The organism is Cupriavidus sp. 01L46, from assembly GCF_056399905.1.
Map to the genome: position 1 here is coordinate 1 of NZ_JBFTSF010000231.1, position 10,593 is coordinate 10,593.

Consider the following 10,593-nt stretch of genomic DNA (forward strand, 5'->3'; position numbering starts at 1 on the left):
GAACTTGATCGCGTGCAGCCTGTGCGGCCTCGGCATTTGCGCTTGCGGCTTCGATGCCCCGCCGAATTCCACCGGCGAGATCCAGCGGTAGGGACAGACTCATTCCGAGAACATAGGTGTATGGAGCGCCTGGCTTGGCTAATGTGTACCCTCCCACGCGAGCGGCCGCAGCGCTTGTCGTCATGTCCGTTTGGATCGAGCGCGCCGCCTCGGTTTCCCGCACCACCGCTGACGCCTGACGAATGTTCGCGTCCGCCGCGCGCAACTCGGTGTTTGCTCTCAACGCCTCTCGGACAAATGCACTCAGTCGGGGATCGTCATAGAGATTCCACCATTGGTCTGGAAGCGACGCTTGCGAATAGGCCGCATTGCGACCGCCGACAAAGTTCTGCTGCGCGGCGGGGGCGAGCGCGGCGGCGCTATCAGGAACACGGTAGTTCGGCCCGGCMACGCAACCGAAAAGCCCAAGAAGGAATGGCGGAACGAGAAATGCGGAGCGAAAGGCCTTCCCCGTCACTTGCAGCTCCCGGAGGACGCTGAATCGATCCTCACAGTGGCCGTACGACCTGCGATGAACAGGGTGTCCGTGGGCATCTTGTCTATATGTATCCGTACGGGAATCCGCTGCGCTAGTCTTACCCAGGAGAAGGTGGGCTGGACAGCCGGTAGGAGATTGTGTGTATTCGATCGTTGATCGTCTGCGATACCGGCAGCGATGCTGGCGACGTGACCTACAAGGTCGTCTTCCTCCCCCATCAGGCGCACGGTGGCCTTGTCTCCGACTCTAAGGCACCGTAGCTTGGTCTCTTCAAAATAGCCTTCAACTCTGATCGAATCAGTATCGACGAGAGCCATCGCTTGAGCGCCAACAGGCAGAAAGTCGCCGGAATGCAGGTCGAGGTTTGTGACGATCCCATCAACAGACGCGTGGACCTCGGTGCGCTGAATGTTGAGTAGTGCGACCTCTCGTGCGAGGAGCGTCGCATTGCTTGAGGCGTTGGCCTGTGCCAATGCCGCAAGTGCAGTTTCCACTTTCGCTACGCTTTGTTCGTGTGTTTCGGTTGCAACTAGGTTGCCGAGCGCTATGTCACGTTTGGCTTCGCGGCGAGCTAGTTCGAGATTGGCCGTTGCACTCTGGATGTTGGCCTTGGCACTCTGGATGGCAGCATTGGCTTGCCCGAGAGCGGCCTTGTGACGGGGGCCGTCCAAGATAAAAAGGAGTTGTCCGGCGCGAACCCGTTCATTGTCGTGAACGAGGACTTTCGTGACAAGTCCGCCGATATCTGACGAGACGCGAACGACGTCCGCACGGACATGGCCATCGCGAGTCCACGGATCTTTTTCGTGACGTTTCCAAACCGAGAGCGCGACAACGATCGCCACGGCGACAAGGAGGAGCGTGGCAGCCCAACGCCCCAGTAAACCAAGCGAATGCTTCATATCAATTTGCATACACGAACCACACCGACAGACCAAGCCAGATCGAACAAAGAGAAATGTTGACGAGCGGCGGAGAGACGAAAATCCGATAGAGGCCAAGGGCCGCTAGTAGCCGGGATGACAGCGCCATCAGTACGAAGGCAACGCAGGTCGAGACCAAAAGCCGTGGCAGGAAAACCCCGCCAATTGAGATGTCGCTGAGCATCGGGTTAGGATTCGGTTGAGTTTGCACGCGACGACAAGTCACGGCGAAGGGCGGAGAGAAGAGAGAGAGCCTTCTTGCGCACAGGGTTCGCTTCAACTGCCACTGCCACCATCACGGCGTCTAGCCGTCCGAGGAKAGCATCAATTCGCGTAGCCTTGCGCGTCTGAAAGTACTCCGCGAGTTCGTTCAGGAGTGCAGCAAGGCGAGACTTGACCTCTCGGTTCTGCAGTTGCTTTTCGAGTACCCAAAGTTCGCCGGCAGTGTTCCCAGTTCGCACGTCGGCAAGTGCTTGGCGCAGGAGGTCGTTGGAGTCGCTAGTTCCGGTCAACCGCGGGACGAGCAGGCCGACGCGATCCACCATGCGGCTAGTCCAGCGGTCGATCTCGGAGGGTCGTCCAATGCCCACTCGACGCCCAACATCGCGCCTGATCGCTCTCATGATCCTGCCGGTGACATGTTCAGTTCCCATCGTTTGAAACTGGCGGAGACTGATTACAGCCATCCCGGAGCCGATCAGGAGGGCCAGTGAGCCGTTGGCCGCAGATGAGAAATCGGAAGCATTGGTTGGCCCGAGCCCGGCAATTACGGGGAAGGTCAACGCGACGCCCAACGCGGCAAAGGCGTATAGCGGCTTGGCTAGCAGGCATCCGCTCGCGAGCAAGGTGGGTGCAAGGACGGCAGCCAGCGTAACGAAGTCCGTTGCGCGGGGGAGGACGGCAAAGCCGTAGACGAAGCCGACTGCGACTCCGACAATTGAGCCGATCGTGTAGCGCGTGAAACTGCCGACAGGCTGATCGCTTGTCCCAAAGAGCGCACACGCCACGCCTACGAGCGAAACGGCGGTAGCGCCATCAGGCCACGCTGTCCATATCCAGAGCGCGCAGCTGACCGTTATCCCGATAGCGGCGCCAATGGCGCTGCGCGCGGCTAGCCAGTAGTCACGATGTAGAGCGTAGCCACTGTTTGGGCCGAGCAGCCGTTCGGGCAGGTCGCGCATCCATTGCGGCCGGGGGGACTTCAGTCGCTGCTCCAACACACGGCAATCCTGGTGGGCGAGTACTAGTTCGGCAAGGTCTGAGGCCAGATTCTCGATGAGGAGATCGCGCCAAGTGGGCGGACTGGATTTGACTGCAAGGTCTGAGCGCAGGCGCTTTGTCAGCCCATTTGTCGTCGTTGGATCGCGCATGCTGCCGGGTGTGTCCAGCCAAGACCGCACCTGCTCAGATAACACAAGGAGTTGCGCTGGCACGCCATGCTGAGAGGCGTGGAGTTCCGCCAGGCCATCGTCGATGGCACCGGACAGCGACAACACCGTTAATAGTCGCTCGTGCAGCGTCCGCAGAATTTGAACTTGTACGGAACCATCCCCGCTTTCAAAGGGCAAGTGCGTGGATAGTTGGTGCAGATCCAGCATGTCCACAGCGGCCCGGGCCCGGTCCTTTACAAGTACGGAGTTCCGTGCATTTCCTAGCATGTGGCGCGTCCATTGCTCAGAATCGGCGAGAATGCCGGCAACGCGCGCTTGCACTCGGCGTGCAACCCTGCGAGGCAGGATCAGAGCGTGGATCAGCGTCGCGCACAGAATGCCGATCGAGATTTCTTGAACGCGAACACTGGCGATCGTGAAGATCCCGCCAGGATTCATGAGGTATGGAAATCCAATCAGGCTTGTGGTGTACCCGGAGAGTTGAAAAGCGTAGGCGCGCGGCGTCCGGTCAAGGCGGGCGATGTACAGACAGATCCCGATCCACGACGCCAGCACCATACTGAGAGCGATTGGCTCGTTGACAAAGGTTGGCACCAGGAACACGGTGGCTGCCGCACCCATCACCGTTCCGAGAAGTCGGAACAGTCCTCGGCTGACCGACATGCCGGAAAACGGCTGCGAGACCAAATAGACGGTTCCAAGCGCCCAGAATGGGCGTGTCAATCCGATCCGAAATGACAGGTAGAGAGCGAGCATCGCGGCAGCGAAGCACTTGAGCGAAAAGAGCACCGCCTCCAGTTCAGGTTTGAGGGCCTGGGGCGCATAGGCCCATCGGAAAGGATCGCGCAGCGTCCAACGTCGCGGATCTTTCCGAGATGTATCCGGAGTTGGGATATGGTCGGGATTTGACTTGTGCATGACACACACTGTGCCCGCATCCTCTCCGCCAGAATTTCGCTAGAATGCCAACATATATCTAAAATTTGCCAAACTGTGGATCGCACCCTTTCTTTCCCGGGGTCTCAAGACCCCGACGATACCAACCGGCCGGTGGTGGCGCTTCGCATGAACGTGCTTGAGCATGCAGGGGAAATCCCAGTGCACCAGCACAGAAAGGGACAGTTGGTGTTGGCACTGCATGGGGCCGTGACCTGTCAGGTGGAGGGTGCCTTTTGGATCGTGCCACCGCAGTGCGGCGTCTGGATTCCCGGAAATATGCTGCACAGCAATCGTGCCACCCCGAACGCCCGACTTTGTTACCTTTTTGCGGAACCAGGCATCGTGGCTTTGCCGACACACTGCTGCACTTTGTCCATTTCACCCATGGTGCGAGAGATGATTTTGCATCTGGCGGGAGTTTCCCTGGATTACGAGCAAGGCGGCCATACGGACCATCTTGCACGCGTGTTGTTGGACGAATTAGCGCTGATGCCGGTGGAACGTCTCTATCTGCCCACTTCTGAGCATCCGAAGATCCGCCAGATGGCGGACGCGTTGCACGCCAATCCAGGGGATCGAAGTACGATTTCTCAATGGGCGAAACGTTTGGCGATGAGCGATCGCTCTTTGTCCCGGCTTGTGCTCAAGGAAACAGGGCTTACGTTTGGTAGATGGCGACAGCAATTACATCTACTTGTCGCCGTACGTGAACTTGCAGGTGGCGCATCAGTGCAGCGAGTATCCGATGACCTCGGTTACGAATCAGTCACCGCTTTCATCACCATGTTTAAGAAAGCGCTGGGACATCCGCCAGRTCGCTATTTCGCGGCGCTCACGCGCAGCCAATCCGAGTCTGCGCAAATGTCGAAGGCTCAGTCTTCGGCATAAAAATCAGGCTGGCATACTGAAATGATCATCTGCTGCAGCGGTGTCCGTTTTCATTACCGGGGTATTGGAGGCGGCACTTGCTATTGGGTGACAACGGACGTCGCAAAATCTGCTATAAAAGTCAAGTTCGGGAAGGCATTGACGGCTCAAGGGAACATGGTAACGTTCAAGCGTTAAGTCAACACCGACGTCGAATCCGCGATAGGCGGCCTCTATGGGGGTCGCAATTTCGCTATTCCTACCCGAAACCTGCTTCTGCGCTGCCCTGGTCCTCGTCAACGCGCAGCGGCCGGTGGGCATCGAAGTCGCTGCGCGGCGGCTTGGCGAAGCGGGCATTGAAGTCGGCCATGAAGGCTGGCGCAAAGGCATTGGCGATTGGCATGGTGCTGAGGCCGCGCAGCCGCAGTTCCTTGACCAGCCGGTCCTGCAGGGTGCCATTCATCCGCTCCACGCGGCCCTTGGCCGGGCTGGAATTGGCGCACAGGATGTCGATGTTCAGCTCGAACAGGGCGCGCCCGAACTGCGTGTAGCCACGCCCCTCGGCGGCATCCTTGGCATTGACCCGGAAAATGCCCGCCTTGTCGCTGTAGAACGCCAGCGGCTTGCCGTGGCGCTCGACATAGGCCCGCGTCGCCTCGAAGTACGCCGGCGTCGATTCGGTCGGCACGAACAGCAGCTGCATCATCTGGCTGGTGGCATCGTCGACATAGACCAGCAGTGTGCAGGCCGGCGCCCGCTCCTCGAACCAGGCATGGTCGCTGCCGTCGATCTGCACCAGTTCGCCCAGGCAGGCACGGCGAGTCCTCGGCTGATGGACCTTGGGCGGGCGCAGCTTGCGCGGCACCCAGAAGCCGGCGTCGATCATGATCCGGCGCACCGTCTCCGTGGCCAGGTCGATGCCATGGCGCTCGCGCAGCTTCTCGGCAGCCAGGGTCGGGCCGAAATCGGCATAGCTGTCGCGGATCAGGCCGCGCACGCGCGCTTCCAGACCTGGCGGCAGTTGCCGATTGCTATCACGGCCGCGCTTGCGGGAGGTCAGGCCGCTGGGCCCGTCTTCCTGCAAACGCAGCACCAGGCGCCGGACATGGCGCGCGCTGATGCCCAGGCGTTCCGCCGCGCGCCAACGCGCCAAACGTCCATCCAACACGGCCTGAATGGCCTTAAGCCGGTCCAGTTCACGTATGCTCATGGTTGATCGTGTCCGGTCGGCCCATGGTCGCGCTCCTGGGTGGCTTGCAGGCCGCCAGCATGGCAGGATCCGAGCCGGGGGTACGACATTTGAACTTAACCCAAGGGGGGTGCGGGCCCAGGTCCCCAAAATGGTCACTTATCGACCTGGCGCTGTCGTCCGAGTCCGGCCAGGAGCGGTCAATCACTTAGCCGCTTCGCGCCCCGATAGCAGTCCGTCCTGCGAGCTGCACACCGCCAAGACGCCTAACCGCATTACGTGGGTATAGATCGTCTGCGTGGCTGCGTCCGCACGGCCTAGTAGTTCTTGCATCGTGCGGAGTACATCGCCCCATAACACGTTAGACATCACGAACAGCACCGACCTCAACCGAAGGACMGAACAATGACGAAATACCTTATCTCCTTTCCTGGAAGGGCGATGGCAATCCCCGACGAGGACCTTGCCGCCGTGGGCGAAGCTGCGCGCGAGGTGATACGCGAGGCGAAGGCTGCAGGCGTGTACGTGTTCGGTGGTGGTATCAACGAGGATGTCGCACCACTCATGGTCGCCTCAGACGGCGCGTTCACAAACGAAACCTATCCCCAGACGAAGGAGTTCGACGGCGGCCTCTGTGTTCTGGAGCTCCCGTCGCGCGAAGCCGCCATCCAGTGGGCTGCAAAGATCGCCAAAGCTTGCCGCTGCTCGCAGGAACTCCGCGAGTTTGGGTACGACCCAGAGAGCTGACGGGTGGAGCCCGTATCCACGGCGATCGCCAGGCGATCGGCGAGCTTCCGCGTTCGGCCAGCAGCGGTCATAGGCTGACCGGCCTGGCATTGCTCGATTCAGGTACCCCGCCGGGGGAGCAGTTCGGTACGAAAACTGTACTGCTCTATCCATCTCACCGACTGTGCGACACCTCAGAATGGAAAGAAATGCAGGCTTACCTTTCCATGTGCCTCTGTTAGGCCGGTGGCCAGACGATCAACAAAAAGATCCGGCCCCGCCGAGCCGAACAGCTTGCCGATGGAGACGCCGTACGTGGACCAGATCGAAGCGCATGCGCTGACGCCGCACAAGGCGGCATAGCGTGCCAGCACCGCGATGCTTGCAGGGCCAGGCACGCCCACACGCACTGGATGTTCAATGCCCCGCTCGCGCAAGGCTTGCAACCACGCCAACACGATGTCTGCATCAAATGCAAACTGCGTGACGATCAAGGGCGTCATGCCGCGTCGTTCGATGCTGTGGCGCTTGCGTTCTAGAACCTCCCACCGATCGGTCATGCTCATGACCGGATGGCCTTCTGGATGGCCACCCACGCCGACCACCTTGATGCCCGATCCCTCGAAAACGCCTGTTTCAATCAGCGAGGCGCTGTCGGAACACGGCCCCATCGGAGTGAGCGGATCTCCTGCGATCACGAAGCAGTGCTCGACGCCAGCCTCAGCGACCGCTCGCTTGACGAGCGAATCAAGCGCAGCAAGCGAGGCGATACGACGTGCAGACAAGTGCGGCATGGGCTCAAAGCCGAGCCTGCGCGCGGCCTGCGCTGCGGCCAGTCGCGCATCGTCGTCCTCACGTGGAAGGTAGGGAATGGAAATTGTTGATGCGGGCAAGATTCGCGGCGCTGCTGCAGTCAATGCAGGAATGTCTTTTGCGCTTACTTCTAGCGAATAGGCATCGGTGATGATGTTGCCAGCGAGCCTGGGTTCTTCGGGATGCATCAAGGGTCTTGCCATACTTGGCGAATCTTGGGGAAACTCCGACGCGCCAGGTCTGATTGAGCACGCTAGAAGCCATTGAACAATTCTGAATGCCCCCGAGGGTGCACTCCGCTACAAGGCACATCAGTCTTTTGCTGGTGCCTCGTCGCCGTAGAACATCACGCCCAGTTGGATGCGCTCGCGACCACTTTCCACCCTGTGCCGGTTCGTGTCGCGCAGCGAGTAGACGCATCCGCAATACTCCTGCTGGTAGAAGTTCTCGCGTTTGCTGATCTCGATCATGCGCGCGGAGCCACCGCCTTTGCGCCAGTTGTATTCCCAGTAAGTCAGGCCAGGGTACTTCGCTGCGGCACGCACGCCGCAGTCATTGATCTGCTGCATGTTCTTCCAGCGCGAGATGCCCAACGAGCTGGTAATCACCGGAAAGCCGTGCTCGTGTGCGTACAGCGCAGTGCGCTCAAAGCGCATGTCGAAGCACATGGTGCAGCGCACACCGCGCTCGGGCTCGTGCTCCATGCCCCGGGCCCGTTCGAACCAGTTGTCCCGATCGTAATCCGCATCGATGAAGGGCACGCCGAACTGCTCTGCAAAGCGGATGTTCTCGTTCTTGCGCAGCTCGTATTCCTTGAGTGGGTGAATGTTGGGGTTGTAGAAGAAAATCGTGTAGTCGATACCCGAAGCGAGCATGGCCTCCATGACTTCACCCGAGCAGGGTGCGCAACAGGAGTGCAGTAACACCTTGTTGTGGCCACCGGGCAATGGAAGCGGTTCGCGTTCGACGGTGATGCTCATCAGTTGGCTCCTTGTGCAACGGTGATGGTGGGGGCAGGCTGGCGTGCCAGCTCGATGAAGGCCCTTACGTAGTCGATGCCAGTATCTGCCTCGCGTGCCCCCAGGAAGATCTGCTTGGCGATTCCGCGTGCGCCCAGCCGCACGGGCACCACGTCCATTTTGGCCGCGTATTCCTCGACCAGCCATCGCGGTAGCGCGGCCACACCGCGCCCGCTGGCCACCATTTGCAGCATGATGTCGGTGGTTTCGATGGCTTTATGGCGCCTGGGTGTGACACCGGCTGGCAACAGGAACTGGTTGTAGATGTCCAGGCGCTCGATGTCCACGGGGTAGCTGATGAGCACCTCCTGGGTCAGTTGCTGGGGCTTCACATAGGTCGCAGAAGCCAGCGCATGGCCTCTGGGCACGACAAGCACCTGCTCGTAGTCGAACACTGGTTCGAACTTCAGCCCCGGCTTGAACAGTGGGTCAGGCGTAACCAGCAGGTCGATCTCGTAGCCGAAGAGCGCGCCGATCCCTCCAAACTGGAATTTCTGCTTGACGTCCACCTCCACATCGGGCCATGCAGCCAGATAGGGAGAAACCACTTTGAGCAGCCACTGGTAGCAAGGGTGGCATTCCATACCGATCCGCAGCGCTCCGCGTTCGCCCTGCGCAAATTGGCCCAGGCGCTCTTCGGCCAGGTCCAGTTGCGGCAGCACTCGGTTCGCCACCGCCAGCAGGTACTGACCGGCCTGTGTCAGTCGCAGACTTCGCCCTTCGCGTAGCCAGACGTCGGTGCCCAGTTGCTGCTCCAGCTTTTTCATGCTGTGGCTTAGAGCCGATTGGGTCAGATTCAGCACGCCAGCGGCGGCCGTCAACGACCCTTGTTTCTCGACCTGCTGAACGATGCTGAGGTGAATACGCTCAAGCATTTGTATGACTCATATTCATGGATTTATGAAATAAAACCATTTTACATCATGGATCGCCGCCGGTAGCATCCTCCCCATTGGCGCATGGGCCAAGCATCTGCAACTGTTGCAGGTGGTTTGCGTGATCCTTGAGCGCCGAATGAAAGCAAAAATGACACATCCACTCCGTGTAGTAGCGGTTTCCGGTGGACTGCAACGCCCCTCCAAGTCCGCATTCCTGGCAGAGCACCTGCTGGACCTGATCGCCGGCGAAGTCCCATGCCAACAGCGCCTGATTGAAATGGGAGAGATTGCACCTCTGCTTGCTGGCGCGGTCTGGAGGTCCCAACTATCCGACATGGTGGAGCAGGAACTTGCAGCGGTCGAGCACGCTGACGTGCTGGTTGTGGTAACCCCGGTTTTCCGCGGCTCCTACACGGGACTGTTCAAGCACTTCTTCGACTTCATTCATCAGGACGCCCTGATCGACAAGCCCGTCCTGTTGGCTGCCACCGGCGGCAGCGAGCGCCACGCCTTGGTGATCGACCACCAACTGCGGCCGCTGTTCAGCTTCTTCCAGGCACGCACGTTGCCGTTGGGGATCTACGCKACCGATAAGGATTTCGTGGACTACTGTCTGCAGGACGAGGCCGTGATCGAGCGGGCCAGACTCGCTGTTCAACGAGCATTGCCGTTGGTCGCATTGGCGCGCCAGGCCAGGCCCTCTCTGGCCGAGGAAGTGGTTGTGGCCTGAAACAAGAATCGTTTATTTCTCAGAAATTAGGTCACTAGATCGCAATGAACAACGAACTTACCTTTAAACTTAAGAGCATTTGTTTCGATGAAAACTATCGCCCATCGGACAGCACGCGCATAACCACCAACTTTGCCAACCTGGCCCGGGGAAAGAGTCGGCAGCAGAACCTACGCAACACGCTGAGGATGATTGACAATCGCTTCAACGCCCTGGCGAATTGGGACAATCCGACGGGAGATCGCTACTCTGTCGAACTCGAGATCATCTCCGTTGAGATGACTATTGACACCACGAGCAGCAATGRTGTATTTCCGTTGATCGAGATACTGAAAACCAGCATTCTCGACAAGAAAACGAACAAACGCATTGACGGCATCGCGGGGAACAATTTCTCCTCCTACGTGCGCGATTACGATTTCAGTGTCTTACTTCCAGAGCACAACGTCAATCGACAGGATTTCAGCACACCAGACAATTTTGGCGACCTGCATGGAAAACTGTTCAAGCAATTTGCTAACTCAAGCACTTACAAGGAGTGCTTCAACAAGCCGCCTGTCATCTGTATCAGCGCCTCGAC

The 10,593-nt window shown here is 59.2% G+C and carries 11 protein-coding genes and 1 pseudogene; 4 read left to right on the top strand and 8 right to left on the bottom strand.

The window, feature by feature from the left end:
- From AC1DS3_RS29005 to AC1DS3_RS29020, 4 genes are all read right to left on the bottom strand, one after another.
- The coding region (locus AC1DS3_RS29005; protein WP_477128454.1) for a TolC family protein at window positions 1–517 on the bottom strand (517 nt) is incomplete at its 3' end.
- Window positions 514–1,440 (bottom strand): HlyD family secretion protein, encoded by a 927-nt coding sequence (locus AC1DS3_RS29010; protein ID WP_441641246.1) that lies wholly within the window; start codon window positions 1,438–1,440, stop codon window positions 514–516. The genes AC1DS3_RS29005 and AC1DS3_RS29010, both read right to left, overlap by 4 nt.
- A 1-nt stretch (window position 1,441) precedes the next feature.
- On the bottom strand, window positions 1,442–1,645 hold the full coding sequence (locus AC1DS3_RS29015; RefSeq protein ID WP_441641245.1) for a DUF1656 domain-containing protein: 204 nt from the start codon (window positions 1,643–1,645) through the stop codon (window positions 1,442–1,444).
- A 4-nt stretch (window positions 1,646–1,649) separates the two neighbouring features.
- Window positions 1,650–3,770 carry an FUSC family protein gene (locus AC1DS3_RS29020; RefSeq protein ID WP_477128455.1) on the bottom strand — a complete coding sequence of 707 codons (2,121 nt, stop codon included), beginning with the start codon at window positions 3,768–3,770 and terminating at the stop codon, window positions 1,650–1,652.
- Window positions 3,771–3,845: 75 nt separating this feature from the next.
- On the opposite strand from AC1DS3_RS29020, the gene AC1DS3_RS29025 reads away from it, so the two are divergent.
- Complete coding sequence (locus AC1DS3_RS29025) at window positions 3,846–4,679, top strand: AraC family transcriptional regulator (RefSeq protein WP_477128456.1); 834 nt, start codon at window positions 3,846–3,848, stop codon at window positions 4,677–4,679.
- Window positions 4,680–4,941: 262 nt separating this feature from the next.
- Here the strand turns inward: AC1DS3_RS29025 and AC1DS3_RS29030 are convergent.
- Window positions 4,942–5,868, bottom strand: a pseudogene (locus tag AC1DS3_RS29030) (ISNCY family transposase); the annotation flags it as partial.
- Between the two features lie 384 nt (window positions 5,869–6,252).
- Between AC1DS3_RS29030 and AC1DS3_RS29035 the strand changes: the two are divergent.
- The gene (locus AC1DS3_RS29035; protein WP_441641242.1) at window positions 6,253–6,594 is read left to right on the top strand and encodes a YciI family protein; all 342 of its coding nucleotides are present in this window, start codon (window positions 6,253–6,255) and stop codon (window positions 6,592–6,594) included.
- A 173-nt stretch (window positions 6,595–6,767) separates the two neighbouring features.
- Here AC1DS3_RS29035 and AC1DS3_RS29040 read toward each other — a convergent pair whose 3' ends face one another.
- The 3 genes from AC1DS3_RS29040 to AC1DS3_RS29050 all read right to left on the bottom strand — a co-directional run bounded on the left by AC1DS3_RS29040 (window position 6,768) and on the right by AC1DS3_RS29050 (window position 9,280).
- A complete protein-coding gene (locus tag AC1DS3_RS29040; RefSeq protein ID WP_441641241.1) occupies window positions 6,768–7,574 on the bottom strand; it encodes a methylenetetrahydrofolate reductase in 807 nt (268 codons plus the stop codon).
- Between the two features lie 123 nt (window positions 7,575–7,697).
- Complete coding sequence (locus tag AC1DS3_RS29045; RefSeq protein ID WP_477128457.1) at window positions 7,698–8,366, bottom strand: epoxyqueuosine reductase QueH; 669 nt, start codon at window positions 8,364–8,366, stop codon at window positions 7,698–7,700.
- On the bottom strand, window positions 8,366–9,280 hold the full coding sequence (locus AC1DS3_RS29050; protein WP_441641239.1) for a LysR family transcriptional regulator: 915 nt from the start codon (window positions 9,278–9,280) through the stop codon (window positions 8,366–8,368). The genes AC1DS3_RS29045 and AC1DS3_RS29050 overlap by 1 nt, the downstream gene beginning before the upstream one ends.
- A gap of 151 nt (window positions 9,281–9,431) precedes the next feature.
- Between AC1DS3_RS29050 and msuE the strand changes: the two genes are divergently transcribed.
- On the top strand, window positions 9,432–10,013 hold the full coding sequence (gene msuE / locus AC1DS3_RS29055; protein WP_441641248.1) for an FMN reductase: 582 nt from the start codon (window positions 9,432–9,434) through the stop codon (window positions 10,011–10,013).
- A gap of 44 nt (window positions 10,014–10,057) precedes the next feature.
- Window positions 10,058–10,593 (top strand): putative oxygenase MesX (locus AC1DS3_RS29060; protein ID WP_477128458.1); only part of this gene is annotated, 536 nt, incomplete at its 3' end.